The sequence below is a fragment of the Streptococcus sp. 210928-DFI.4.42 genome (assembly GCF_020554365.1).
Lineage (GTDB): Bacteria > Bacillota > Bacilli > Lactobacillales > Streptococcaceae > Streptococcus > Streptococcus parasanguinis_S.
This window is the reverse complement of sequence record NZ_JAJCHF010000001.1, coordinates 25,861-51,419: the sequence shown is the minus strand read 5'-3', so window position 1 is coordinate 51,419 and position 25,559 is coordinate 25,861. Positions and strand designations below refer to the sequence as shown.

24 protein-coding genes and 1 other annotated feature are annotated in these 25,559 nt (G+C 42.6%); of the genes, 19 read left to right on the top strand and 5 right to left on the bottom strand.

Annotated features, from left to right (window positions below; genetic code table 11):
* Nucleotides 1–16: 16 nt before the first annotated feature.
* From LIZ08_RS00225 to LIZ08_RS00195, 7 genes are all read left to right on the top strand, one after another.
* Complete coding sequence (locus LIZ08_RS00225) at nt 17–1,246, top strand: FtsW/RodA/SpoVE family cell cycle protein (protein ID WP_227038005.1); 1,230 nt, start codon at nt 17–19, stop codon at nt 1,244–1,246.
* A gap of 19 nt (nt 1,247–1,265) precedes the next feature.
* Complete coding sequence (locus LIZ08_RS00220) at nt 1,266–1,817, top strand: DJ-1 family glyoxalase III (protein WP_227038004.1); 552 nt, start codon at nt 1,266–1,268, stop codon at nt 1,815–1,817.
* 165 nt (nt 1,818–1,982) lie between these two features.
* The gene (locus LIZ08_RS00215) at nt 1,983–2,546 is read left to right on the top strand and encodes an HAD-IA family hydrolase (protein ID WP_227038003.1); all 564 of its coding nucleotides are present in this window, start codon (nt 1,983–1,985) and stop codon (nt 2,544–2,546) included.
* A 12-nt stretch (nt 2,547–2,558) separates the two neighbouring features.
* Nucleotides 2,559–4,508 carry a DNA topoisomerase (ATP-hydrolyzing) subunit B gene (gyrB, locus tag LIZ08_RS00210; protein WP_227038002.1) on the top strand — a complete coding sequence of 650 codons (1,950 nt, stop codon included), beginning with the start codon at nt 2,559–2,561 and terminating at the stop codon, nt 4,506–4,508.
* An 86-nt stretch (nt 4,509–4,594) separates the two neighbouring features.
* The gene (gene ezrA, locus LIZ08_RS00205) at nt 4,595–6,319 is read left to right on the top strand and encodes a septation ring formation regulator EzrA (protein WP_227038000.1); all 1,725 of its coding nucleotides are present in this window, start codon (nt 4,595–4,597) and stop codon (nt 6,317–6,319) included.
* A gap of 113 nt (nt 6,320–6,432) precedes the next feature.
* A complete protein-coding gene (gene serB / locus LIZ08_RS00200; protein ID WP_031574069.1) occupies nt 6,433–7,101 on the top strand; it encodes a phosphoserine phosphatase SerB in 669 nt (222 codons plus the stop codon).
* A complete protein-coding gene (locus LIZ08_RS00195) occupies nt 7,086–8,201 on the top strand; it encodes a glycerate kinase (protein WP_227037998.1) in 1,116 nt (371 codons plus the stop codon). The genes serB and LIZ08_RS00195 overlap by 16 nt, the downstream gene beginning before the upstream one ends.
* A gap of 43 nt (nt 8,202–8,244) precedes the next feature.
* Here LIZ08_RS00195 and LIZ08_RS00190 read toward each other — a convergent pair whose 3' ends face one another.
* Nucleotides 8,245–8,697: a DUF1694 domain-containing protein gene (locus LIZ08_RS00190; protein WP_227037997.1), complete on the bottom strand. Its 453-nt coding sequence runs from the start codon at nt 8,695–8,697 to the stop codon at nt 8,245–8,247.
* Between the two features lie 211 nt (nt 8,698–8,908).
* Here LIZ08_RS00190 and eno point away from each other — a divergent pair, with 211 nt between their 5' ends.
* A complete protein-coding gene (gene eno / locus LIZ08_RS00185; RefSeq protein WP_227037996.1) occupies nt 8,909–10,213 on the top strand; it encodes a surface-displayed alpha-enolase in 1,305 nt (434 codons plus the stop codon).
* A gap of 258 nt (nt 10,214–10,471) precedes the next feature.
* On the opposite strand, the gene LIZ08_RS00180 is transcribed toward eno, so the two are convergent.
* Complete coding sequence (locus LIZ08_RS00180; protein WP_031574544.1) at nt 10,472–10,657, bottom strand: hypothetical protein; 186 nt, start codon at nt 10,655–10,657, stop codon at nt 10,472–10,474.
* A gap of 94 nt (nt 10,658–10,751) precedes the next feature.
* Complete coding sequence (locus tag LIZ08_RS00175; protein ID WP_031574541.1) at nt 10,752–11,762, bottom strand: lactonase family protein; 1,011 nt, start codon at nt 11,760–11,762, stop codon at nt 10,752–10,754.
* A gap of 168 nt (nt 11,763–11,930) precedes the next feature.
* Here LIZ08_RS00175 and LIZ08_RS00170 point away from each other — a divergent pair, with 168 nt between their 5' ends.
* The 3 genes from LIZ08_RS00170 to budA all read left to right on the top strand — a co-directional run bounded on the left by LIZ08_RS00170 (nt 11,931) and on the right by budA (nt 15,114).
* Complete coding sequence (locus LIZ08_RS00170) at nt 11,931–13,106, top strand: AI-2E family transporter (protein WP_024054839.1); 1,176 nt, start codon at nt 11,931–11,933, stop codon at nt 13,104–13,106.
* Entirely contained in the window at nt 13,096–14,325 is a 1,230-nt protein-coding gene (locus LIZ08_RS00165) for a tetratricopeptide repeat protein (RefSeq protein ID WP_024054840.1), read from the top strand. The genes LIZ08_RS00170 and LIZ08_RS00165 overlap by 11 nt, the downstream gene beginning before the upstream one ends.
* Before the next feature lie 72 nt (nt 14,326–14,397).
* A complete protein-coding gene (gene budA, locus LIZ08_RS00160; RefSeq protein ID WP_227037995.1) occupies nt 14,398–15,114 on the top strand; it encodes an acetolactate decarboxylase in 717 nt (238 codons plus the stop codon).
* Between the two features lie 192 nt (nt 15,115–15,306).
* Here budA and LIZ08_RS00155 read toward each other — a convergent pair whose 3' ends face one another.
* Nucleotides 15,307–16,968: an NFACT family protein gene (locus LIZ08_RS00155; RefSeq protein WP_227037994.1), complete on the bottom strand. Its 1,662-nt coding sequence runs from the start codon at nt 16,966–16,968 to the stop codon at nt 15,307–15,309.
* 150 nt (nt 16,969–17,118) lie between these two features.
* Nucleotides 17,119–17,351, top strand: a binding site (T-box leader).
* A gap of 133 nt (nt 17,352–17,484) precedes the next feature.
* Here LIZ08_RS00155 and trpX point away from each other — a divergent pair.
* From trpX to pheT, 5 genes are all read left to right on the top strand, one after another.
* Nucleotides 17,485–18,486: a tryptophan ABC transporter substrate-binding protein gene (trpX, locus tag LIZ08_RS00150; RefSeq protein WP_024055230.1), complete on the top strand. Its 1,002-nt coding sequence runs from the start codon at nt 17,485–17,487 to the stop codon at nt 18,484–18,486.
* Nucleotides 18,487–18,609: 123 nt separating this feature from the next.
* Nucleotides 18,610–19,029, top strand: a complete 420-nt coding sequence (locus tag LIZ08_RS00145; protein WP_227037993.1) for a ParB-like protein — start codon at nt 18,610–18,612, stop codon at nt 19,027–19,029.
* A 314-nt stretch (nt 19,030–19,343) separates the two neighbouring features.
* Nucleotides 19,344–20,390: a phenylalanine--tRNA ligase subunit alpha gene (gene pheS / locus LIZ08_RS00140; protein ID WP_013903845.1), complete on the top strand. Its 1,047-nt coding sequence runs from the start codon at nt 19,344–19,346 to the stop codon at nt 20,388–20,390.
* Between the two features lie 2 nt (nt 20,391–20,392).
* Complete coding sequence (locus LIZ08_RS00135; protein ID WP_227037992.1) at nt 20,393–20,908, top strand: GNAT family N-acetyltransferase; 516 nt, start codon at nt 20,393–20,395, stop codon at nt 20,906–20,908.
* Between the two features lie 157 nt (nt 20,909–21,065).
* On the top strand, nt 21,066–23,471 hold the full coding sequence (gene pheT, locus LIZ08_RS00130; protein ID WP_227037991.1) for a phenylalanine--tRNA ligase subunit beta: 2,406 nt from the start codon (nt 21,066–21,068) through the stop codon (nt 23,469–23,471).
* 53 nt (nt 23,472–23,524) lie between these two features.
* Here the strand turns inward: pheT and LIZ08_RS00125 are convergent, their stop codons facing one another.
* Complete coding sequence (locus tag LIZ08_RS00125; RefSeq protein WP_049472354.1) at nt 23,525–23,995, bottom strand: GNAT family N-acetyltransferase; 471 nt, start codon at nt 23,993–23,995, stop codon at nt 23,525–23,527.
* Between the two features lie 235 nt (nt 23,996–24,230).
* Here LIZ08_RS00125 and LIZ08_RS00120 point away from each other — a divergent pair, with 235 nt between their 5' ends.
* The 3 genes from LIZ08_RS00120 to LIZ08_RS00110 are packed head-to-tail and all read left to right on the top strand — an operon-like array spanning nt 24,231 to nt 25,549.
* Nucleotides 24,231–24,539: a hypothetical protein gene (locus LIZ08_RS00120; RefSeq protein ID WP_227038074.1), complete on the top strand. Its 309-nt coding sequence runs from the start codon at nt 24,231–24,233 to the stop codon at nt 24,537–24,539.
* A gap of 12 nt (nt 24,540–24,551) precedes the next feature.
* Nucleotides 24,552–24,761, top strand: a complete 210-nt coding sequence (locus LIZ08_RS00115; RefSeq protein ID WP_227037990.1) for a helix-turn-helix transcriptional regulator — start codon at nt 24,552–24,554, stop codon at nt 24,759–24,761.
* A gap of 2 nt (nt 24,762–24,763) precedes the next feature.
* Entirely contained in the window at nt 24,764–25,549 is a 786-nt protein-coding gene (locus LIZ08_RS00110; protein ID WP_227037989.1) for a DUF3169 family protein, read from the top strand.
* The last annotated feature ends 10 nt before the right edge of the window (nt 25,550–25,559 follow it).

The window sequence follows — 25,559 nt, the reverse complement described above, 5'->3', positions numbered from 1 at the left end:
ACAGAAAGGAACGTGAATGAAGAAACATCATTTTTTGACGATTCACCTGGATTATTCGATCATTGGGATTGTCTTCGCCCTTCTCATGATTGGGATTTTATCTGTTTATGTAGCAGTTTCTCATGACTATCCCCAAATGGTGTGGCCTTTTTTAGGGCAGCAATTGGCCTGGATTGGTGTGGGATGCGTCATTTGCCTGATTGTGACGATTTTTAGCACGAAATTTCTTTGGAAAATCACTCCCTTTCTTTACCTGCTTGGCCTGGCCTTGATGGTTCTTCCCCTTGTTTTTTATAATCCCAACTTGGTAGCTTCGACTGGAGCTAAAAACTGGGTGGCTTATGGGAACATCACCTTATTTCAGCCCTCAGAATTTATGAAGATCCCCTTCATCCTGATGCTGTCACGCTCTATTGTCCGATTTTTGCAAAGAAATAAGGGGCGTGAGCGATTATTACGACAAGATTGGTTTTTGATTCTAGAGTTGACCATCTATACGATTCCGGTCTTTGCCTTATTGGCTCTCCAACAGGACTTGGGAACGGCCTTAGTATTCTTGGCCATCTTTGCGGGCTTAGTGCTCGTTTCAGGAGTTTCCTGGAAAATTATCTTGCCGGTCATCTTGCTTCTGGCAGGTGGGTTAGCAGGCTTTCTCTTCCTCTTTCTTTCAGAAGGGGGGCGAGCTTTTCTGCACCAGCAAGTAGGGATGCCAACCTATCAGATGAACCGTATTTTAGCCTGGTTAAATCCTTTTGACTATGCACAAACCACCACCTACCAGCAGGCACAAGGACAGCTAGCTATTGCTAGTGGTGGTCTCTTTGGGCAAGGCTTTAATGTCTCCAATTTATTGGTTCCCGTACTGGAAAGCGATATGATTTTTACGGTCGTCGCAGAAGACTTTGGCTTTGTTGGAGCTCTGGTGCTGTTGATTTTATATGTGACCCTGATTTACCGCATTTTAAAAATTACCCTCCAGTCCAATAACCAATTTTATACCTATATTTCCATCGGATTTATCATGATGCTGGTCTTTCATATTTTTGAAAATGTCGGAGCAGTAACGGGTCTTCTCCCTTTGACGGGGATTCCCCTCCCCTTTATCTCACAAGGTGGATCGTCTATTATTAGTAATCTGATTGGTATTGGTCTGGTCCTCTCAATATATAATCATAGTAGCAAAAAGAAAGAGCCAGAAGAAGGGCCTCCAATCCGTAAAAAAGTAGTCCTTAAAAAGGCGCAATAGATAGAAAGAAGGAATGAAAATGAAAAAAGTAGCAACGATTTTAGCAAACGGTTTTGAAGAAATTGAAGCCTTGACCATTGTCGATGTTTTGAGACGGGCTGGGATCGACTGTGACCTTATTGGCATGGAAGAAACGGTCACAGGTTCTCACCAGATCACAGTGGAAGTCGATCGCCTCTGGAATGGGGGCCTGTCAGATTATGATGGAATCTTCTTACCAGGTGGGATGCCGGGAGCTGCGAATTTGCGGGATAATTCGGAATTGATTGCAGCTCTTCAAGAAGAAAGTAGAAAAGGAAAAATCATTTCTGCGATTTGTGCAGCACCAATTGTCTTGGCACGTGCCGGCCTCTTAAAAGATAAACACTATACGTGTTACGATGGTTTTGAAGAAGAGATTCAAGATGGGCACTATCAGAAAGAAACAGTGGTGAAAGACGGGAATCTCTTGACCAGTCGTGGTCCTTCAACTGCGCTTGCCTTAGCTTATGCCTTGGTAGAGCAATTTGGAGGAGATGCCCAAAGCCTTCGTCAAGGAATGCTCTATCAAGATGTTTTTGGAGATGCTTAAAAAAGCTCTTTTGGACACCATATTTTCTGGTAAAAGATCACATTCTATGACGAGAAATGACTTCTCTATGATTTAAAATGAAATGACCGTAAAAAATGGCTAAAATCCCCCCTAAATGAGGGTTTTAGCTTATTTTTTTTGTCCATTTGTGGTATAATATTGACTATGAATTATCATGATTTTATATGGGATCTTGGTGGGACGCTATTGGATAATTACGAAACGTCCACAAATGCCTTTGTAGCGGCATTGAAGGACTTTCACATCCAAGCCGATCATGATTCTGTTTATGCAGCATTAAAAATCTCAACACAGGATGCAATTCAAACCTTTGCCCCTCATATTTCCAATTTTCGTACGGAATACAAGAAAAAAGAAGCCTTGGGCTTGCAAGAGCCGGTCTTATTTGAGGGAGCAAAAGAGTTACTAGAAGAGATCCAAGCACATGGAGGACGCCATTTTTTGGTATCTCATCGGGATCGCCAAGTTTTGACCCTTATTGAACAGACAGGCATTGCACCCTACTTTACGGAGATTGTAACAGCAGACGAGGGCTTTCCTCGAAAACCAGATCCAGCCTCTATGCTTTATTTGAAGGAAAAATATGGCATTCAAGACGGTCTGGTCATAGGAGATCGTCCGATCGATATAGAAGCTGGGAAGGCTGCAGGGCTTTCGACCTATTTATTTGATTCCATGCCCCACTTACACCAGTTTATATTTGAATAGAAAAGGGAAATTATGACAGAGGATAAACAGCAAGAAAATCAAGCACAAGAATATGATGCCAGTAAGATTCAGGTCTTGGAAGGACTAGAAGCCGTTCGGATGCGTCCGGGAATGTATATTGGATCTACCTCAAAAGAAGGTCTACATCATCTGGTCTGGGAAATCGTTGATAACTCGATCGACGAAGCCTTAGCTGGTTTTGCTAGCCATATTGAAGTTTTCATTGAAGCAGATAATTCTATCACGGTTGTCGATGATGGTCGTGGGATCCCAGTGGATATCCAAGAAAAGACAGGTCGACCTGCCGTTGAAACTGTCTTTACTGTGCTTCACGCGGGAGGAAAATTTGGCGGAGGCGGCTACAAGGTTTCTGGTGGTCTTCACGGGGTAGGGTCATCCGTTGTCAACGCCCTTTCCACATCCCTCGATGTTCGCGTCTATAAAAATGGCAGTATCCATTACCAAGAGTATCGACGTGGACACGTTGTGGATGATTTGAAAGTCATCGGGGAGACAGATCGGACAGGGACAACCGTCCACTTTATTCCAGACCCAGAAATCTTCACGGAAACCACCGAGTATGATTTTGAAAAATTAAATAAACGGATTCAAGAGTTAGCCTTTTTGAATCGTGGCTTGCGTATTTCTTTGACGGATAAGCGAGAAGGCTTGGAGCAAGAAAAGCATTACCACTACGAAGGTGGGATCTCTAGTTACGTCGAATACATCAATGAAAACAAAGATGTCATCTTTGATAAACCAATCTACACAGATGGTGAAATGGATGATATTACCGTTGAAGTAGCTATGCAATATACCACAGGCTACCATGAGACGGTCATGAGTTTTGCGAATAACATTCATACCCATGAAGGTGGGACGCATGAACAGGGCTTCCGTACAGCTCTCACTCGTGTGATCAATGATTACGCTAAGAAAAATAAACTCTTAAAAGAAAACGAAGACAATCTAACTGGGGAAGATGTTCGAGAGGGCCTAACAGCAGTGATCTCTGTTAAACATCCAAATCCACAGTTTGAAGGACAAACCAAGACCAAACTTGGAAATTCAGAAGTTGTTAAGATTACCAATCGACTCTTTAGTGATGCCTTTTCTGATTTCCTTTTGGAAAATCCGCAAATTGCTAAGAAAATCGTCGAAAAAGGGATTTTAGCAGCGAAAGCTCGCGTAGCTGCTAAGCGAGCGCGTGAGGTGACCCGTAAGAAATCAGGGCTTGAGATTTCCAACCTACCTGGTAAATTGGCAGATTGTTCTTCAAATAATCCACAAGAAACAGAACTCTTTATCGTCGAAGGGGATTCAGCCGGAGGATCTGCAAAATCTGGTCGAAATCGGGAATTCCAAGCGATTTTACCAATCCGTGGTAAGATCTTGAACGTTGAAAAAGCAAGTATGGACAAAATTCTAGCCAATGAAGAGATCCGTAGTTTATTTACTGCTATGGGAACTGGATTTGGTGCCGAATTTGATGTTACAAAAGCGCGTTATCAAAAATTAGTCATCATGACCGATGCCGATGTCGATGGCGCTCATATCCGAACCCTTCTATTGACCTTGATCTATCGCTATATGAAACCAGTCTTGGAAGCGGGATATGTTTATATTGCGCAACCACCAATCTATGGGGTCAAAGTCGGTAGTGAAATCAAAGAATATATCCAACCTGGTGCCAACCAAGAAGCCGAATTAGCTGCAGCTTTGGAACGTTATTCAGAAGGTCGCTCAAAACCAACCATCCAACGCTATAAAGGTCTTGGAGAAATGGATGATCACCAATTATGGGAAACAACCATGAATCCAGAACATCGCTTGATGGCACGAGTATCAGTAGACGATGCTGCGGAAGCAGATAAGATCTTTGATATGTTGATGGGGGACCGCGTGGAACCACGTCGTGAATTTATCGAAGAAAACGCTGAATATAGTACACTCGATGTATAAAATTCACCGAACGCTTCCCATTAATGGATATTTTATGGTATAATTACTAGGATTACGTTCAAGTAATACGATGAAGGAGTTTTTATATGTCTAGTGGACTAATTGTTCTCATCTTTATTGTCGCCCTTATCTTGATTGTAGGATATGTGGTTGCAGTCATTTTGAGAAAACGAAATGAAGCCTTACTGGCAGCACTGGAAGAACGAAAAGAAAAGTTATACAACCTTCCGGTCAACGATGAAGTAGAGGCCGTAAAAAACATGCATTTGATTGGTCAAAGTCAAATTGCATTTCGTGAATGGAATCAAAAATGGGTAGATTTATCCTTAAATTCATTTGCTGATATTGAAAACAATCTGTTTGAAGCGGAAGGCTATAACAATTCTTTCCGTTTCATGAAGGCTAAACAAGCCATTGACAATATCGAAAGTCAGATCCAATTGATCGACGAAGATATCAAGGCGATTCGCAAAGCCCTTTCTGATCTGGAAGAGCAGGAACAAAAGAATAGCGGTCGTGTGGTTCATGCCTTGGATATGTTTGAAGAACTTCAAAAAGAAGTCACTTCAGACCCAGATCGTTATGGCAGTGCGCTTCCTGAAATTGAAAAACAAATTGGAAATATTCAATCTGAGTTCTCACAATTTGTAACCTTGAATTCTTCAGGTGACCCTGTTGAAGCGGCTGAAATCCTTGATACAGCTGAAAATCATATTGTAGCCTTAAAACAAATTGTTGAGCGAGTGCCAGAAATTGTCACTGCCCTTCAAGCAAAACTTCCAGACCAATTAGAGGATTTGGAAAGTGGCTACCGCAAGCTTTTGGAATCTGGCTACCACTTCACTGAAACAGATATTGAATCTCGTTTCCAACAGTTGCATGCTTCCTTGAAGAACAATATGGCAAATGTATCCGCCCTTGAATTGGACAATGCCATTTACGAAAATGAACAAATTCAAGAAGAAATCGATGCATTGTATCACATCTTTACTCGTGAAATTGAATCACAAAAAGTTGTGAAGAAGTTAGTGAAACAACTGCCTGGCCATTTGAAACACGCAAAAGATAACAATAGCAACCTTGCAGCAGAAGTGGAACGCCTTGGTAAAACATTCGTCTTGAATGAAAGCTTCAGCCAACAGTTAAAAGAGTTGGAAGCTGAGCTATCTTCACAAGAAAATGTGGTAGAAGATGCCTTGAAAGATTCATCTGAAACACAAAAAGCTTATTCTATCGTAGAAGAAGAGTTAGAAGCTATTGAGGCTCGCTTGAAAGAAATCGAAGATGAGCAAATCGGCTTGAGTGATTCCCTTTCAAAAGTTGAAAAAGACGATGCCAATGCTCGCCAAAAAGTTAACATCTATGCCAACCGTTTGCATGCCATTAAACGCTATATGGACAAGCGAAACTTGCCAGGAATCCCTCAAGAATTCTTAGAAATTTTCTTCACTGCAAGTAACAATACAGAGGCTTTGATGGATGAGTTGGAAGGGGATAAAATCAACATCGAGTCAACCAATCGTTTGTTAGATATTTTGACAAATGATATGAATGAATTGGAAGAAGCGACTTATCGAATTGTACAAAATGCTACTTTAACCGAGCAGTTATTGCAATACTCGAACCGTTACCGTTCATTTGATGATCATGTGCAAGCAGCTTTTGATGAATCCCTTTATATTTTCGAAAGAGAATATGACTATGCAGCTTCCTTTAAGGTGATCTCAGATGCTTTGGAGATGGTAGAAGCTGGAGTGACAGATCGCTTTGTTACTTCGTATGAAAAAACTCGGGAGCAAATTCGCTTCTAATAACAAAAAAACGACTTTTTAGGAGGTCGTTTTTTTTATCTTCAATTGATCATTGAAACTTGAAATTTAAACCCTATTTTTGTATAGTAAGGGAGAAATAAGAAAGGAAAGCGATGAAAGAAGTAACAGGTCTCCTCGTTATGGATGTAGATGGAACTTTGATCCAACAAGAAGGAATTGATTTACTAGCTCAAGAAGCTGGCGTGGGACAAAAAGTAGCAGAGATTACGGCCCAAGCAATGAATGGAGAGTTAGATTTTAAAGCATCTTTACAGGCGCGTATCGCTTTATTGAAGGGATTAGAGGCCTCTATTTTTCCGAAAATTATAGAGCAGATGGACGTCACACCGGGAGCTAAGACCTTAATCACGGAACTTCATCAAAGAGGTTACAAGGTTGGCCTTGTTTCAGGGGGATTTCATGAAGTCATCGATCCTATCGCGAGGTCTTTAGGAATTGATCTGGTCCGAGCCAACCGTTTAGAGGTTTCTGATGGCCGTTTGACAGGAGAAGTCCTCGGTGAGATTGTGACTCCTGAAATGAAAAAAGACTCCCTCCTGACATGGGCGAGAGAAAATCATATTCCACGAAGTCAGACGATTGCGATGGGAGATGGTGCCAATGATCTTCCGATGATTGAAACAGCCGGTATCGGGATTGCCTTTATGGCCAAGCCAATCGTCGCTGAGCGAGCCCCATATCGTATCGAGAAGAGGGATTTAAGCCTTGTTCTTGAAATTCTAGACCAGCATAGAAAGGAAACAGCATGCATATCCTACTAGCCCCGGATTCATTTAAAGAATCCTTATCCGCCAAACAAGTAGCAGAAGCCTTAAAAAAAGGATTTCAAGAGGCTCTACCAGATGCAACTTTTGACCTCCTTCCTATTGGGGATGGAGGCGAAGGCACCATGGAAACCCTAGCTGGAGTTCTGGATGTAACGGAGTACCAAACTCAAGTAACCGGACCATTTGGACAGCCTGTTTCAATGTCTTACTACCAAAAAGATGAGATGGCTTTTTTTGAGATGGCTTCACTTGTCGGTTTAGGCACCATTCCAGCTGAAAAACGAAATCCTCTTGAACTGGAAACACGAGGAATTGGTGAACTGATTTTGCAATTGGTTGACCAAGGGGTTAAAACGATCTGTGTGGGAATTGGCGGTTCTGCAACGAATGATGGTGGGATTGGGATGGCAGCTGGATTAGGGGTAGCCTTCTATGATGATCAAGGCCATCTGCTTCGTCCTGTAGGGGCTTCGCTCGGTCGTGTGGCTAGAATAGATACCAGTGCGGTTCCAAAAGCTTTAGAAGACATCGAGCTCCAAGTCTTAACGGATGTAGCCAATCCTCTCTGTGGCAGTCAAGGAGCGACCTATATCTTTGGTGGGCAAAAGGGATTGAATCCCCTTCTATTTCCAGCTGTTGATCAGACTATGCAGGATTTTTACCAGCTAGCTGATGCACGAATTTTGTCTATGCCTAACGCCGGAGCTGGAGGTGGGATGGCTGCTGGCTTGGTTGCTTTTGCGGGAGGTCAGATTTCCTCAGGAATTGAGAAAAGTTTGGATCTAATCGACTTCGATCGTAAGGTTCAAAAAGCGGATCTGGTCGTCGTAGGAGAAGGTAGGATGGACCTCCAATCTTTGTCTGGAAAAGCTCCTGTCGGGGTAGCCAAACGAACACCAGAGAAGATCCCAGTGCTTGCTATTTGTGGCGGCTTAGCAGAGGATTTGCCAGCTTTCCCAAGTCATCATATTGAGGCTGCCTTCTCTATTGTACCAGGTCCTTGTGAGGTGGCAGATGCACTTACTCATGCTGAAAAAAATCTGATTTCCTGTGCTCGAAATATTGGTAACCTCTTAAAAATGAAAGCAAACTAAAAAACCAATTGAAAAGGAAATTCCTTTTCAATTGGTTCTTTCTTTAGCCAAAGAGGCGTTTCCAAAATGATTTTTTTTCAGGTGCTGTGCTCTCTTCTTTCTTTTCAAACAAATTTGGATACTGGAGGCTGATATCGGTTGGAGAAATTCCAGATGGATGATCCGTATGGATGATGAGACCAAAGGGAGAGTGGCGACAGTCATCTGAAACAATGCTTGCCACAAGACCAAGATCCTTTGTTTTTTTCAAATATTGAAGTTGGCTACTTTCATCTAAGGCAGGCGAAATCTTGACCAATACAGGTTCAAAGCGTTCTGAAATGTTCGTAAGAATTGAAGAATAGTGCTCCAAATAGAGATTGTCCCTTGCCTCCTCCAAGGTACATGATGCAATCACACGCTCCTCATATGTCTCCAAAAATCGACGCTGTTCATCAGGATTGAGCCGAGTAGGACCAGCAGCTTTTTCTAAAATCGTTTTATTAATATCTGTCATAAGTTTAGTATAGCATAAAGCGTAGCAGAAGAGTAGAGGAATGCTAAAAAATTAAATAAGGAGGGGAAATGGAAGAAAATAAGGTAGTGGAACCGTTTTCTTGTTAAAAACTTCTCAATTTTCGTATATTTCCTTGTTTTTTCTTGAAAAAATAGCCTAATTACGATATGATAGAGGAGTAAAAAATATAACTCAATAAGGAGAGTAAGAAATGTCAATTATTACTGATGTTTACGCTCGCGAAGTCCTAGACTCACGCGCTAACCCAACACTTGAAGTAGAAGTTTATACTGAATCAGGTGCTCATGGACGTGGTATGGTTCCATCAGGAGCTTCTACTGGTGAACACGAAGCAGTTGAACTTCGTGACGGTGACAAATCTCGTTACGGTGGTCTTGGTACTCAAAAAGCTGTTGACAACGTAAACAACATTATTGCTGAAGCTATCATCGGCTATGATGTACGTGATCAACAAGCTATCGACCGTGCTATGATCGCTCTTGACGGTACTCCTAACAAAGGTAAATTGGGAGCAAACGCAATCCTTGGTGTGTCTATCGCTGTAGCTCGTGCTGCTGCTGACTACCTTGAAATCCCACTTTACAGCTACCTTGGTGGTTTCAACACTAAAGTTCTTCCAACTCCAATGATGAACATCATCAACGGTGGTTCTCACTCAGATGCTCCAATCGCTTTCCAAGAATTCATGATCGTACCTGCTGGTGCACCAACATTCAAAGAAGCTCTTCGTTGGGGTGCTGAAATCTTCCACGCACTTAAGAAAATCCTTAAAGGTCGTGGTCTTGAAACAGCCGTTGGTGACGAAGGTGGATTCGCTCCTCGTTTCGACGGAACTGAAGATGGTGTAGAAACTATCATCGCTGCTATCGAAGCTGCTGGTTATGTTCCAGGTAAAGACGTATTTATCGGATTTGACTGTGCATCATCAGAATTCTACGATAAAGAACGCAAAGTTTACGATTACACTAAATTCGAAGGTGAAGGAGCTGCTGTTCGTACTGCTGAAGAACAAATCGCTTACCTTGAAGGATTGGTTGATAAATACCCTATCATCACTATCGAAGATGGTATGGATGAAAACGACTGGGACGGTTGGAAAGCTCTTACTGAACGTCTTGGTGGTAAAGTTCAATTGGTTGGTGACGACTTCTTCGTAACAAACACTGACTATCTTTCACGTGGTATCGAAGAAGGTGCTGCTAACTCAATCCTTATCAAAGTTAACCAAATCGGTACTCTTACTGAAACATTCGACGCTATCGAGATGGCGAAAGAAGCTGGTTACACTGCCGTTGTATCACACCGTTCAGGTGAAACTGAAGATTCAACAATCGCTGATATCGCAGTTGCAACAAACGCAGGACAAATCAAGACTGGTTCACTTTCACGTACAGACCGTATCGCTAAATACAACCAATTGCTTCGCATCGAAGATCAACTTGGTGAAGTAGCTGAATACCGTGGATTGAAATCATTCTACAACCTTAAGAAATAAGCTAGTTTACTAGCTAGACTAAAAAGAGGCTGGGACAAAAGTCCTAGTCTCTTCTTGTTTTTGGATTGTCGAGTAAGACGCAGTGGTTGAGTGGGCTCTACTACGCTGATTTCATCAGCTTTTACAGCCCTACTCAACTGTGAGGAGGTGAGACGACGAAATCGAATTCTAACGAATGACCGATTTCTGTCCCACTCTCTTTTTTTTTCAATTTAGCCAAACAAAAACTCCCCAACACATGGTTGAGGAGCAGTTCTTTTAGAACAAGCCTTTCAGTTTGTCCAAGGCACCGCTGACCATTTCGTTTCCTGAAACAAGTCCTTTTGCTTGTTCAAGATAATCACCGAGGTTGTCTTTGTTGTCTTCGACAAATTTCTTGGCAGCATCGAAATCTTTCTTTTCGATCATCTCTTTCACTTGGTTAAATAAGTCCAATGGATTCATGTTATGGCTCCTAAAATATAAGTTGTGAAGTCAGGCTCACGCCTTTTTCTCATCTATTTAATCATTTTTTAAAAGGTTTGACAACTGAAACGACTTAATGAAAAACGGTACAAACGGCTTCTGGAACGTAAAAGTCATGGGATAGTGAAGACAAACGTCCAGTAGCTGGATCACGTTTGAAGACAGTGGCATTTGGGGAATCTTGATGGGCTGCAATGAGGTAGTGTTGATCGGGACTGAGGGTGAAATCACGAGGATTTAGGCCACCTGTTGGGACGATCTCGATAAGTTTCAAGCTCCCGTCAGCAATCACTTCAAATACAGCAATAGAATTGTGTGCACGGTTAGAGGCATAAAGGAATTTTCCATCAGCTGAGAGCTTGATCGCAGAAGCCCATTTTTGACCATCGTAGTCTGATGGAAGTGTGGAAACAGTTTGGAAGTGTTCGAATTCACCCATACCGTCATAAAAGAGCACATCGATCGTAGCATTTAATTCATTGATGAGATAAGCAGTCTTATAGTGAGGATGAAAGACCAGGTGACGAGGTCCTGCCCCTGGGGCTGTTTGATACTGATTGATCAGGGTTAGATTTCCTTCCTCGCTGACATCATAGACATGCAAACTATCTGTTCCTAGGTCACACGTGATCAGGTACTGATCTGGTGTCAGATCAGCGAAGTGAACATGGGGACTGGCTTGGTTTTCGTGTGGTCCCTTGCCTTCGTGAGTGTCTTGGTCGATGAAGCTCAGCTGGCCGTCGTCTTCTATCTTGTAGACGAGCACTTGCCCTTTGTGATAGTTGGCTCCGTATACGAGTTGGCGCTTGTCATCGACAGAGACATAGCAGAGTGGAGCTCCCTCTTCAACAACGTGATTGAGCGGCTGAAAATCAGCTGTAAAACTTGCGATTCCTCCTTTTCCCTCTTCAGCTCCGACGCTATAGAGGTTGCCTTTTTCAGAAAAGGCGATATAGGTTGGATTGGGCTCAGCTGCCACTAGTTCCAGATGGTTCAATGTCCCTGTTTCAGGGTCAAATTGTGCCTTGTATATTCCTTTGGATTCTTTTTTGGTATAGGTACCGAAATAAATGGTTTGAGACATAGGTCACCTCGTATGATTTGTTAGGTTTATTATATCAAAGGTCCTATTGGAAGGCAATTGCTAGTTGAAAAGGCGAGGGCCTTTCTTTCTTATTTTGCTAGTTTTTTCGTAACTTCAAGCTCAAAAAATGCTAAAATAGAAACAGATTGAAATGAAAAGGAGTTCTCTGTGGATAATAAAGAAAAACAGTTTAGTTTGTCCTGGTTTTTTAGATGGTTTTTAGACAACAAGGCCATTACCGTATTTTTAGTTACCTTGCTGTTGGGCTTGAACCTTTTGGTTTTGAGTAAAATCACCTTTATTTTTATTCCTATTTTTGAGTTTGCAGGAGCCGTCATGCTGCCTGTCATTATTTCTGGTTTGCTCTATTACCTGCTTAACCCTATTGTTGACTTTCTTGAAAGAAAAGGACTCAAGCGGATTTTTGCGATTTCCTTAGTCTTTTTCTTGATTGCAGTGCTTTTAATTTGGGGTCTAGCTGTAGTGATTCCATCCGTCCAACGACAAGTGGTGAGTTTCTTTCATAACCTGCCAACTTATTTGGAAAAGGCCAATGCAACCATCGATGATTTTCTAGATAATCGCGTCTCCTCAGATATCAAGCCCCAGTTAGATGAGATCACCAAGGAATTGTCTGCAAACATTACTTCTTGGGCGAGTTCGATCTCTGGGCGGGCTGTCAATTGGGTCAGCAACTTGATCGGAGTGGCTTCGCAAGTCATTGTTGCCTTGATCATCATGCCTTTTATTGTCTTTTATCTTCTGAGAGATGGAAAAAATTTAAAGGGCCACATTGTTCGCTTCTTACCGACTAAGATTCGTAAATCGGCGGAACAGGTTCTCTCAGATGTCAACACTCAACTCTCCAACTACGTTCGAGGGCAAATTACGGTAGCTATTGTCGTCGCCATTATGTTCATCATCTTCTTTAAGATCATTGGCTTGCGCTATGCGGTGACACTGGGGATCTCTGCGGGGATCTTGAATTTGATCCCTTATTTGGGTAGTTTCTTAGCTATGTTACCTGCCTTAGTATTGGGCTTGGTAGCAGGACCAGAGATGTTTATCAAGGTCTTGATTGTATTTGCAGTGGAGCAAACCATTGAAGGACGTTTTGTATCACCGTTGGTTTTGGGAAGCCAGTTAAATATCCATCCGATTACCATTTTATTTGTGCTCTTGACGTCAGGATCTATGTTTGGAATCTGGGGAGTTTTCCTTGGAATTCCAGTCTATGCATCTGCTAAGGTGGTGATCGGAGCTATCTTTGAATGGTATAAGGTCGTCAGTGGCTTGTATGAAGAACACAATGAAATAGAAGAGGAAACACACAGTGAGTCATAGTCAACAAATGGTAGAGGCTCTCGATCGGCAAGAGCTAGAAGAGGCAGAAGTTCAATTTCAACAGGCTTTGTTAGAAGATAGTGAAGCACAATTATTGGATTTAGGTCAATATCTTGAAAGTATCGGTTTTTACCCTCAGGCAAAAGAAATCTATGAACAGATTGCAGAAACCTACCCAGAAGTGTATCTGAGTTTGGCAACCATCCTTGCAGAGGAAGGCCAAACGGAAGAGGCCTTTGCTTATTTAGAAGAAATTGGACCTGAATCAAACTGGTATGTGGCCAGTCTCTTGGTTAAGGCGGATCTCTATCAGATGGAAGGCCTAGCAGATGTGGCGCGTGAAAAATTAGTTGAAGCTGCTCATTTGTCTGATGATCCGATCATTCAATTAGGGCTAGCTGAAATTGATCTGGAATTGGAACGCTACCAAGAGGCTATCCAAGAGTATGCCCAGTTAGACAATCGGGAGATTTTAGAAGCAACAGGAATTTCCACCTATCAACGAATTGGGTTTGCCTATGCCAATCTTGGTAAGTTTGAAGCAGCTGTTCCTTTCTTAGAGAAAGCTCTGGAGATTGAATTTGATGACCAGATTGCTTACGAATTAGCGACCTTATTGTCTGACCAAGAAGAATTCCAAAAAGCCCTGATCTACTACAAACAAATTGATACCTTGTCGCCTGATTTTGAGGGCTATGAGTACGGTTATGCCTTGGCTTTACAGGCTGAAAATGACCGTGAAAAAGCGCTTGAGATTGCTAAACAAGGGATCCAGAAGAATCCATTTGATGCCCAATTGAAGCTCCTTGCTTCTCAGCTTTCCTATGAACTCCACCAGCCTGAGCAAGCAGAAGCTTATCTATTAGAGGCTAAAGAAGTGGCAGATGATCTCGAAGAGATTGCTCTTCGCCTGACCACTCTTTATTTGGAACAGGAACGCTTTGACCAAGTCTTGGCTTGGCAAAATGAAGAAGTCGAAACAGTTGTCACTCGGTGGAACATTGCCCGTGCCTTGGCTGCCTTGGAGAAAACAGAAGAGGCCGTCTCAGCCTACCAAGAGCTCTATGAGGATTTAAAGGACAACCCAGAATTCCTCGAAGCCTATGTTTATTTGTTGCGTGAGGCTGGAGATGTGACGAAGGCGCGTGAAGTGGCTAACCAGTATTTGGCCATCGTACCAGACGATGTGCAGATGCAAACCCTCTATGATAGCCTCTAATCAAAACCATATCGTGAAGATTCGGAATAGTTTGTGGTATACTGGTAGAAGATAGAATGAGGAGAGAAAAACATGGAACCAGTGAAACTTTTTCAATACAATACCTTAGGTGCCCTAATGGCGGGTCTGTACGGGGGTTCATTTACGATTGGAGAACTCTTGGAACACGGAGATCTCGGAGTTGGGACGCTTGATTCTATTGATGGAGAGTTGATCGTTTTAGATGGTAAGGCATATCAGGCCAAGGGATCAGGGGACCATCCTGAAATAGTCGAAGTTTCTCCTGATGCCAAGGTTCCTTATGCAGCAGTTGTTCCTCACCAAGCAGAAGTGATTTTCCGTCAACGTTTTGAAATGACGGACGAGGAATTGGAAGCTCGTATTGAGTCTTATTACGATGGCGAAAATCTTTTTCGCTCCATTAAGATTCGTGGTGACTTTGTCAAGATGCATGTCCGTATGATTCCAAAATCAACACCAGAGATGAAGTTTGCAGAGGTTGCAACCCATCAGCCAGAGTATACACGCGAAAATGTCACAGGGACCATCGTCGGCTTTTGGACACCAGAAATTTTCCATGGCGTGAGTGTGGCAGGATACCATTTGCACTTTATTTCAGATGACCACACCTTTGGTGGCCATGTCATGGATTTTGTCATCACAGAAGGAATTGTAGAGGTGGGGGCCATCGATCAGCTGGATCAACGTTTCCCAGTTCAAGACCGTCAGTACCTCTTTGCCAAATTCAATGTTGATGAGGTCAAAGAAGACATCAATAAAGCAGAATAAAAAGAGGCTGGGACAAAAGTCCTAGCCTCTCAATTATTTTTGGATTGTCGAGCAAGACGCAGTGGTTGAGTGGGCTCTACTACGCTGATTTCATCAGCTTTTACAGCCTTACTCAACTGTGCGGAGGTGGGACGACGAAATCGAATTCTAATGAATTACCGATTTCTGTCCCACTCTCTTTTATTTTTGAAATCAGTCCGTTAGTTTCATGGCTTTGATTTTTTCTTCTTCTGGGGTGACCCGCAGAGTCTTCTGGCCGGTGTAGGTGACAAAGCCTGGTTTTCCACCTGTTGGTTTATTGAGTTTCTTGGCTTCGATCATATCTACTTGGACCAAGTTTGAGAGACGGGCCTTGGAATAGTAGGCGGCCAACTCTGCAGCATCGGTCTTCACTTCATCCGATGGATCGAGATTGCCAGTAATGACGACGTGGCTTCCTGGAATATCTTTGGCATGGAACCAGAGTTCGTCTTTTTTAGCGATCTTAAAGGTCAGTTCATCGTTTTGGAGATTGTTGCGCCCGACTAAAATAATGGTTTTCCCGTCAGAAGCTAAATACTTCTCTGGTTTTTTCCGTTTGTGGATCTTTTCTCGGTTGCGTCGTTTGATGAAGCCGGTTTGGATCAGCTCTTCTCGGATCTCGGCGACTTCAGAAAGGCTTGCTTGGGCAAGGGCTGTTTCGACTGTTTCCAGGTAGGAGATGGTTTCCTTGGTTTCCTGAATGAGAGAGGTCAAATGTTTAACAGCTTCTTTTAACTTCTGGTAACGCTTGAAGTAGCGTTGGGCATTTTGGTTGGGGGTTAGTGCCTTGTTGAGTTGGATGGTGATCGGTTCGTTGGTATAGTAATTGTCTAGGACAACCTGATCTTGGTCGTTGGGTACCTGATGGAGGAAGGTGGTCAGTAATTCCCCTTTTTGGCGAAACTCTTCCGCATTGTCGGTCTCTGCTAACTCGGCTTCTTGTTTAGCTAATTTTTTTCGGTTCTTTTCAAGATCATTTTCGACCTTCCGGATCAATTCGCTGGCCTGTTGTTGCACCCGATCGCGCTCAGCCTTGTCTCGGTAATAGTCATCTAGCAGATCTGGAAGTGTCTCAAAGGTTTGGCTAGTGGCATCTTCAAAGGGAATAGCCGAGAAGGATTTGGTTGTTAAGCGAGGCTCAGTTGGAGCTTGGAAAAAGGCACGGAAGGTCCTTAATTTTTCATCCGTCTCAAGTCGCTTAGCTAATTCTTGAGCCGTATCTCGCCCCAAACCTTGGAAACATTTTTGAAGGTTCTTTGGGCTTAACTCTTCTTTGTGAAGAAGGGCAAAAAGGGCTTCATCTCCAATTGTAAAAGGATTAACCGCGTCTGTTTTCGGAGGCGCTACATAGGTCGATCCAGGGAGAATGGTCCGGTAGCTATTTTGTGAGAAGCCGACGTGTTTGATAGCTTCGATGATTTTATTGCTGGTGCGGTCCAGGAGAATAATATTACTGTGCTTGCCCATGATTTCGATCATGAGGCTGACAGAAATAGCATCTCCAATTTCATTTTTATTGGAGACACGGATTTCGAGAATCCGGTCGTTCTCCATTTGTTCAATCCCTTCGATGACAGCGCCTTGAAGATATTTGCGCATAACCATAATAAAGGTATTGGGAAAGGCTGGGTTTTCAAAGTTGGTCTGGGTCAGTTGGATTCGCCCGAAGACAGAATGGGCAGAGAGCAAGAGTTTTTGGTTTTTCCGATTGCCTCGGATTTGGAGCACCAATTCTTGCTCGAAGGGTTGGTTAATTTTTTGAATGCGACCACTCAAGAGTTGGGCCTTCAATTCTTGCACCATATGGTGTAAAAAAAATCCATCAAAAGACATGGGATTCCTCATCATTCTAGCTGTTATTCTAGTAAATTATATCAAAAATAGATCGGAAATCCCAGAAAGAAGCAAGAGGATGTAGAATAGAAAATACGAACGTTTCCAAAAAAATACTGAAAAAGTATTGACATTTTTGAAAGAAAACTTTAAAATGTAAGAAATTAGAAAAGTAGTAAATGAAAGTTTCAAGAGAGCCCACGGTTGCTGAGAGTGGGTAGCGGCAGTTTATGAAATTGGACTAATGATGAGATGAATTTGAAACAATAAAAATTCGGTTGGCACACCTTATCGTGCAACTTGTTGCTAGACAAGACAGAGATATGGGGAGAGACTATCCTTTTCCCATAAGTGAGGTGGCACCGCGATGACACGTCCTCACATAGCTTTTGCTATGTGTGGGCGTGTTTTTTGTTTTAGATGAGAAGGGAGAAAAGATATGAAGAAACGATGGCGTCTCAGTCTTTAGATTGATAGAAAGAAAAAAAGAATATAAAAATAGAAGAGGTATTAAAAATGAAAAATAAACGTTTAATGGGAATTATTGGTTTGATTGCAGCAGCAGTCATTGGGACAGCGATCTATTCAGCTACAGCAGGCAAGGATAACAAGGCAGCAAGCAGCAATGAAAAGGCTAAAGTTGGGGTCTTACAGCTGGTCAGCCACCCTTCGCTTGACTTGATCTACAAGGGAATTCAAGATGGTTTGGCTGAAGAAGGTTATGATAAGGATAAAGTGGACATTGATTTCCTTAATGCTGAAGGCGACCAAAACAAAGTTGCAACCATGAGTAAACAATTGGTAGACAAGGATAACCAAGTCTTGATTGGAATTGCAACTCCATCTGCTCAAGGATTGGCTAGTGCAACCAAAGACAAACCCATCGTTATGGGAGCTGTCACTGATCCGGTCGGCGCAAACTTGGTCAAAGATTTGAAAAAACCAGGTGGCAATATCACTGGGGTATCTGACCACAATCCAACTGAGCAACAGTTGAAATTAATCAAAGAATTGACTCCGAACGTGAAAACAATTGGGATCCTGTACTCAACCAGTGAAGATAACTCAAAATCTCAAGTAGAAGAATTTACAAAATTGGCTGAAAAAGCAGGCTACAAGGTCGTTCCTTATTCTGTTCCTTCTACAAACGAAATTGCTTCCACTGTGTCTGTAATGTCAGGCAAAGTCGATGCCATCTGGGTTCCAATCGACAATACCATCGCTTCAGCCTTCTCAACAGTTGTCGAAGCCAACAAAACAGCTAAAAAACCAATCTTCCCAAGTGCGACAGCTATGGTAGAAGCTGGTGGTCTTGGTTCAGTCGTTGTCGACCAACACGATCTTGGAGTAGCAACTGGTAAAATGGCTGCGAAGATCTTGAAAGGTCAAAAACCTGCGGATACACCTGTTGAAATCTTTAGCCAAGGAAAATCTGTCATCAATAAAAAAGTCGCAGATGAATTGGGTATTACTATTCCAGAATCTGTCTTGAAAGATGCTGGACAAGTCATTAAATAAAAAGAAAACGAATCACAAGAATGGCGGGGGAATTTGGCTTTGGCAGGTCTTTAAATTGTGACCTTTGAAAATGTCTACCAGTGCCCAGAACCAACTTTTATACTCTTGGTAGAGGAGAAAGAAATGGAAGTCAAGATAACAGATCTTCATCCGACCCAACTTTATTTATCAGAAAAGAAGTTACAAGCTATCCAGATGCTGGATCAGTCGGCAGAAATCATCAATGTGGATCCAATTAGTGTTCTTGCATTTGGAAATCGCTTCTTGATTACAGACGGGCATCACAGGGCTTATCAGGCTTTATTGGCAGGTCGGGATACGATTACTGCTGAGTTTGATAGAGATGGTGGCGATGAGTTGTATGCTCTCTATGCGCAAGCTTGCGAGGAAAGAAAGATAACCTCTGTTTTGGATTTAAAACATCGTATCTTGCCTCAAGATGAGTATGAAGCAAAATGGTATAACTGGTGTGATGGTTTTAACCAAGCAGCCACTCTTCTATTGGAAAGGCAAGTAGATGAAATAGACAAGGCAAATAGATAATGCACTGCGTCTAGTTCCTTTTTCTAGTGAATTAGTCTCATCTAACTTGTTTTTTAACTAAAAATCTGATAAACTATGAAGTAATTGAATAGAAATCTGCAAGACTAGTATCTCAAGGGAAGTGCTACAGGGAGAAGAGCCGTGACTGAAAGCTCTTTGCATGAAAGCTGAGTGAATTCACTTGCGTAAAGGATTTAGAAATTAAGGTCTGGTTTACGGATAAAAAACGGATGGTACCGCGTGTCAACGCTCCGAATGTGGGTGTTGGCGCGTGGTTTTTTCTATGTCTGTAGAGGGACCATGATGGAGGAAATATGTCAACGATTGAAGAACAATTAAAAGCGCTTCGTGAAGAAACGCTGGCAGCTTTGAAGCAGATCTCTGCTGAAAATGAAAAAGAATTGCAAGAACTACGGGTCTCTGTCCTTGGGAAAAAAGGTTCCCTTACTGAAATCCTCAAAGGGATGAAAGATGTCTCTGCTGAGATGCGTCCGGTTATCGGGAAACACGTCAATGAAGCTCGCGATGTCTTGACGGCTGCTTTTGAAGAAACAACCAAACTCTTGGAAGAAAAGAAAGTCCAAGCTAAACTAGCTAGCGAAAGTATCGATGTGACGCTTCCAGGGCGTCCGGTTGCTAGTGGTTACCGTCATATCTTGACCCAAACCAGTGAAGAAATCGAAGATATCTTTATCGGGATGGGCTACCAAGTCGTGGATGGCTTCGAAGTGGAGCAAGACTACTACAACTTTGAACGTATGAATCTGCCTAAAGATCACCCAGCGCGGGATATGCAGGATACCTTCTATATCACAGAAGAAATCTTGCTTCGGACCCATACCTCACCAGTACAGGCACGGGCGATGGATGCGCATGATTTTAGCAAGGGGCCATTGAAGATGATCTCTCCAGGGCGTGTTTTCCGTCGGGATACAGATGATGCGACCCACAGCCACCAATTCCATCAGATCGAAGGCTTGGTCGTTGGGAAAAACATCTCAATGGCAGATCTTCAAGGAACGCTTCAATTGATCGTGCAAAAGATGTTTGGGGCAGAACGTCAAATCCGTCTGCGTCCTTCTTATTTCCCATTTACCGAGCCATCGGTAGAGGTGGACGTATCTTGCTTCAAATGTGGTGGAGCTGGATGTAACGTATGTAAGAAAACTGGTTGGATTGAAATCATGGGAGCCGGTATGGTTCACCCACGCGTCCTTGAGATGAGTGGTATTGACCCAACAGTTTATTCAGGATTTGCCTTTGGACTTGGTCAAGAGCGTGTGGCTATGCTTCGTTACGGAATCAATGATATCCGTGGCTTCTATCAAGGGGATATCCGTTTTTCAGAACAATTTAAATAATAATGTTAGTTAGAGTAAAAATCGATCAATTACAGACCTTACGTGACCTAGAGGTGGAAACTTATCGGGATACCTTCGGTCCCTATATTGTTGAGAAAGATTTGGAAGACTACTTCTCAACGGTTCTCTCATTGGAGCAAATCGAGAAGGATCTGTTAGATCCAGAATCCGAAACCTATTTTGTCCTCAATGAAGAACAAGAAATCTGTGGTTTTCTCAAGATCAACTGGGGTCAGGCGCAGACCGAGCCAGTAGAGATGGACAAGTCCTTTGAGATCCAACGGATCTATGTCAAAAAGGAATTTCATGGGGCTGGTTTTGGCAAGGAAATGTTTAGCTTTGCGCTGGATCAAGCCAAGAGCCGTGGCTTTGAGTGGGCTTGGCTAGGTGTCTGGGAACGCAACTTTAAGGCGCAAGATTTTTACTATCGCTTTGGATTTGAACGATTTAGTGAACACCAGTATATCACCGGAGATACCGTGGATACAGACTGGTTGTTGAGAAAGAAATTGATCTAGAAGGAACAAGAAACTTCTATTCTAGAGAAGGGGAGGCTATGAGACCTACCTAAGCCAGCCTCGAGCTGGAAAACACAAAATGAAAGGATCAAAACGAGGGTGGATGGAGATCTAGGAAAGATAACTAGATTTCTGCTTAGCCCTTGGTATCTTACATATGTTAGTTAGTTATAAATGGTTAAAACAATTGGTGGACGTGGATGTGCCATCAGAGGAGTTGGCTGAAAAAATGTCAACTACAGGGATCGAGGTAGAAGGTGTGGAATCACCTGCTGCTGGACTCTCAAAAATTGTTGTCGGAGAAATTTTGTCTTGTGAAGATGTGCCAGAAACACACTTGCATGTCTGTCAAGTCAATGTGGGTGAAGAAGAAGTCCGTCAAATCGTCTGTGGAGCACCAAATGTGCGCGCTGGCATCAAGGTCATGGTAGCTCTTCCAGGTGCTCGTATCGCAGACAACTACAAGATCAAAAAAGGGAAAATCCGTGGTTTGGAATCTCTCGGAATGATCTGTTCTCTTGGTGAATTGGGAATTTCTGACTCAGTTGTACCGAAAGAATTTGCAGATGGGATTCAAATCTTGCCTCAAGATGCTGTTCCTGGGGATGAAGTCTTCTCTTACCTCGACTTGGATGATGAAATTATTGAACTTTCCATCACTCCAAACCGTGCAGACGCTCTTTCGATGCGTGGGGTAGCTCACGAAGTAGCAGCCATCTATGACAAGGCAGTCAACTTCAAAGACTTTACCTTGACCGAAACAGACCAAGTTGCAGCGGATGCTCTTTCTATCAGCATTGACACAGACAAGGCGCCTTATTATGCAGCTCGTATCTTGGACAATGTAACCATCGCACCAAGTCCACAATGGTTGCAAAACCTCCTCATGAACGAAGGCATCCGTCCCATCAATAATGTGGTTGACGTGACCAACTATATTCTGCTTTACTTTGGTCAGCCTATGCATGCCTTTGATTTGGATACCTTTGAAGGAAACGACATCTGTGTGCGTGAAGCGCGTGCAGGTGAGAAATTAGTGACCTTGGACGGGGAAGAGCGTGAGTTGGAAACAAGTGACCTCGTGATTACGGTTGCTGACAAACCAGTAGCCCTTGCAGGTGTCATGGGGGGAGAGGCTACAGAAATCTCTGAGAAATCTACTCGTGTCGTCCTTGAAGCAGCTGTCTTCAATGGCAAATCGATCCGTAAGACAAGCGGTCGCCTCAACCTTCGTTCTGAATCATCTTCTCGCTTTGAAAAAGGTATCAACGTGGCAACCGTTAATGAAGCCCTTGATGCGGCAGCAAGCATGATTACTGAATTGGCTGGTGCAACCGTGCGTAAGGGCATCGTTTCAGCAGGCCAGTTGGATACTTCAGATGTGGAAGTTTCTTCCACTCTTGCAGACGTGAACCGTGTCCTTGGAACAGAGCTTTCCTACGCGGATGTCGAAGATGTCTTCCGTCGTCTTGGTTTTGGCCTTTCTGGAAATGCAGAAAGCTTCACAGTCAGCGTTCCTCGTCGCCGTTGGGACATCACTATCGAAGCGGACCTCTTTGAAGAAATTGCTCGAATTTATGGTTATGACAAATTACCAGCAACCCTTCCAAAAGATGATGGGACAGCAGGTGAGTTGACAGCGACTCAAAAATTGCGTCGTCAAGTTCGGACCATTGCTGAAGGTGCTGGTTTGACAGAAATCATCACTTATGCACTGACAACTCCTGAAAAAGCAGTGGAGTTCACAACTGCACCAAGCAACTTAACAGAGCTCATGTGGCCAATGACTGTGGACCGTTCGGTTCTCCGTCAAAATATGGTTTCAGGAATCTTGGATACAGTAGCCTACAACGTGGCTCGTAAGAATAAAAACTTGGCTCTTTATGAGATTGGAAAAGTCTTCGAGCAAACGGGTAATCCAAAAGAAGACTTGCCAAATGAAATCAACAGCTTTGCTTTTGCTTTGACAGGTTTAGTTGCTGAAAAAGACTTCCAAACTGCAGCTGTTCCAGTTGACTTCTTCTATGCAAAAGGAATCCTTGAAGCCCTCTTTGCTCGCTTGGGTCTTGATGTGACTTATACAGCAACACAAGAAATCAAGAGTCTCCACCCAGGTCGGACAGCCTTGATCTCACTGGGTGACCAAGTGATTGGGGTCTTGGGACAAGTCCATCCTGTAACAGCTAAAGCTTATGATATCCCAGAAACCTATGTGGCAGAATTGAACTTATCTGCTATTGAAGCAGCTCTTCAACCAGCCGCAGCCTTTGTGGAAATCACTAAATTCCCAGCTGTGAGCCGTGATATCGCCCTTCTCCTCAAAGCAGAAGTGACTCACCAAGAGGTGGTCGATGCCATCCAAGCAGCTGGCGTGAAACGTTTGACAGATATCAAACTCTTTGACGTCTTCTCAGGCGAAAAACTAGGACTTGGTATGAAGTCAATGGCTTATAGCTTGACCTTCCAAAATCCAGAAGATAGCTTGACAGATGAAGAAGTTGCACGCTACATGGAAAAAATCCAAGCTTCTCTCGAAGAAAAAGTAGACGCAGAAGTACGTTAAAATGTGTATAGAAAAAACCGTTGATGACTCATCAACGGTTTTTAAAATTCATTTTACAAGATGGTTTCCATGACCGTTTCTTGAGGTTTCATGCCCTGTCTTTGATAGAAGCGAAGGGCTCCTTCATTGTCATTCCAGACATTAAGAGTCAGGTTGTAGCAGCCGATTTCCTTGGCATAGCTGACAGCGAATTGATAAAGTTGATCACCGATCTTTTGTCCACGCGCTGCTTGATCGACACACAAGTCTTCGATGAAGAGGGTTTTTATCGGATGAAGCACAGGATTGTCAGAGACTTCTTTAATGGTGATGAAGAGATGTCCTAGGATCTGGTCATCCGCATTTTCGTAGACGAAAATCGGTGTCTGCTCTTGCGTCATTAACTTTTTCAATTCTTCTTCACTATATTTTCCGCCACTTTCTTTGAAAATATCGGGACGGGCTTGGTGGTGAACGGAAAGAATTTGTTCTAAGAGACCAAGCAAAGCAGGAATATCTTTTGGTTGAGCTGAACGAATCGTCATGTAGATCCTCCTTAGTAGTATTTTCTTCATTATAAAAATTTTTTCTAAATCTTGTCAATGGAAAAAGGAACGCTAAAAGGTGCGCAAATACGGACCTTTTATTTCTTACCTCAAATGATCTTGTCAATCATATTTTTATTTTTGACAAATATTTTTATTTTTTTGACAAATATACTTGTCAAAAAGAAAAAGAAGTGTTACAATGATTTTAGTTGAAAGAAGGGGAGGGTTTCTTATGGGAGCCATATGGATTCTATTTATCCCTTTTCTGGTTATCATTTATGCAAGCTCAGAAAAGAAGATAAAAAGGTTGAACAAACGCATTAGACGATTAGAAAAACAAGTGAAAGGAAATCAAGACATGTCTAGACTTTTAGAAGAATTGAAAGGCCAAACGGTCACTGTCACAGTAAATGGTTTTGGAACCAAATATGAAATTATGGATATCGATGAAGATTGGGTCAAACTGACTCGTGTGATTAATAAACAACAAAGCGAGACAAAATTAGTTCGCATCGAAGATATTCAAGGTGTTCAGCTATAGGAGGCGAAAGCCATGATCTTAAAAAATCGATTGAAAGAGCTGAGGGCGCGTGATGGGCTCAACCAATCCGAGCTAGCCAAGCTAGCAGGAGTCTCGCGCCAGTCCATCAGTCTCTTGGAGAGAGGGGAGTACACCCCTTCGGTTATCATTGCTATCACCATCGCCCAGATTTTCAAGGAACCGGTGGAGAATGTTTTTAGTCTAGTAGAGGGAGGAGAATAAAAGTGAAAAAGCAACAACAAGAACGATCTGATCGTTACCGTTTTTGGAGAAATGTGGGAATCATCACAGTTTCCGTTTTGATTGGAGGAGTTATAGGATTTTTTACAGTGATGTTTGGATCCAAAAAGCCCCTGGAAATCCAATCATTCTTTAGTAAAGAGGTGCTCCTTTTGGGTTCAGTAGTTTTATTCTTGGTCGTGTTTATGATCACGATGGTCCTATTGATGCGGGTAAGTAAACTTCATTACAAGATTCTCCATATAGAAGACGAGGATGAAGCTTATCACTATGATATCCAGAAGGAAAAACTGTATGGGTTAGCGACCATCTTTAAAGGAATCATGATCTTGCCATACTTTTTTATTATCATCTTTTATATTCAATTGGTGTATTTGGATAAACCTGCGGCCTTTATCTTTGGACCTTTTACCATGCTTTATCTTTTTCTTGCCTTGATTGTCCTATTTTTCCTAGTGAGTATCTTCTATCGTAAGACCTTTAACTTGGTTTACGGGAAACCGATTCCCCGCAATGCCGATGCCAAGGAAATGCGTGAATTTATGATGAGTATGATGGATGAGGCAGAAAAACAGATAAACTACGAGGAAAATTTCGAAGTGGTGGTTAAGTTAAGCAATTATATCTTGCCGAGCTTTCTCCTTGCTCTCCTCCTCATTGGGATTGCCTTCAAAACGGATATCCTCTTGGCGTTGTTCGTCGTATCCATTCTCTATATTTATATCCTTATTTCACAATACAAAATTACCAAACGTTATTATAAAGAGTAAAGGAGTCATC

Coding starts and splice junctions, on each gene's coding strand:
- LIZ08_RS00225 (WP_227038005.1), top strand. CDS start 17: ATGAAGAAACATCATTTTTTGACGATTCACCTGGATTATTCGATCATT.
- LIZ08_RS00220 (WP_227038004.1), top strand. CDS start 1,266: ATGAAAAAAGTAGCAACGATTTTAGCAAACGGTTTTGAAGAAATTGAA.
- LIZ08_RS00215 (WP_227038003.1), top strand. CDS start 1,983: ATGAATTATCATGATTTTATATGGGATCTTGGTGGGACGCTATTGGAT.
- gyrB (WP_227038002.1), top strand. CDS start 2,559: ATGACAGAGGATAAACAGCAAGAAAATCAAGCACAAGAATATGATGCC.
- ezrA (WP_227038000.1), top strand. CDS start 4,595: ATGTCTAGTGGACTAATTGTTCTCATCTTTATTGTCGCCCTTATCTTG.
- serB (WP_031574069.1), top strand. CDS start 6,433: ATGAAAGAAGTAACAGGTCTCCTCGTTATGGATGTAGATGGAACTTTG.
- LIZ08_RS00195 (WP_227037998.1), top strand. CDS start 7,086: ATGCATATCCTACTAGCCCCGGATTCATTTAAAGAATCCTTATCCGCC.
- LIZ08_RS00190 (WP_227037997.1), bottom strand. CDS start 8,697: ATGACAGATATTAATAAAACGATTTTAGAAAAAGCTGCTGGTCCTACT.
- eno (WP_227037996.1), top strand. CDS start 8,909: ATGTCAATTATTACTGATGTTTACGCTCGCGAAGTCCTAGACTCACGC.
- LIZ08_RS00180 (WP_031574544.1), bottom strand. CDS start 10,657: ATGAATCCATTGGACTTATTTAACCAAGTGAAAGAGATGATCGAAAAG.
- LIZ08_RS00175 (WP_031574541.1), bottom strand. CDS start 11,762: ATGTCTCAAACCATTTATTTCGGTACCTATACCAAAAAAGAATCCAAA.
- budA (WP_227037995.1), top strand. CDS start 14,398: ATGGAACCAGTGAAACTTTTTCAATACAATACCTTAGGTGCCCTAATG.
- LIZ08_RS00155 (WP_227037994.1), bottom strand. CDS start 16,968: ATGTCTTTTGATGGATTTTTTTTACACCATATGGTGCAAGAATTGAAG.
- trpX (WP_024055230.1), top strand. CDS start 17,485: ATGAAAAATAAACGTTTAATGGGAATTATTGGTTTGATTGCAGCAGCA.
- LIZ08_RS00145 (WP_227037993.1), top strand. CDS start 18,610: ATGGAAGTCAAGATAACAGATCTTCATCCGACCCAACTTTATTTATCA.
- pheS (WP_013903845.1), top strand. CDS start 19,344: ATGTCAACGATTGAAGAACAATTAAAAGCGCTTCGTGAAGAAACGCTG.
- LIZ08_RS00135 (WP_227037992.1), top strand. CDS start 20,393: ATGTTAGTTAGAGTAAAAATCGATCAATTACAGACCTTACGTGACCTA.
- pheT (WP_227037991.1), top strand. CDS start 21,066: ATGTTAGTTAGTTATAAATGGTTAAAACAATTGGTGGACGTGGATGTG.
- LIZ08_RS00125 (WP_049472354.1), bottom strand. CDS start 23,995: ATGACGATTCGTTCAGCTCAACCAAAAGATATTCCTGCTTTGCTTGGT.
- LIZ08_RS00120 (WP_227038074.1), top strand. CDS start 24,231: ATGGGAGCCATATGGATTCTATTTATCCCTTTTCTGGTTATCATTTAT.
- LIZ08_RS00115 (WP_227037990.1), top strand. CDS start 24,552: ATGATCTTAAAAAATCGATTGAAAGAGCTGAGGGCGCGTGATGGGCTC.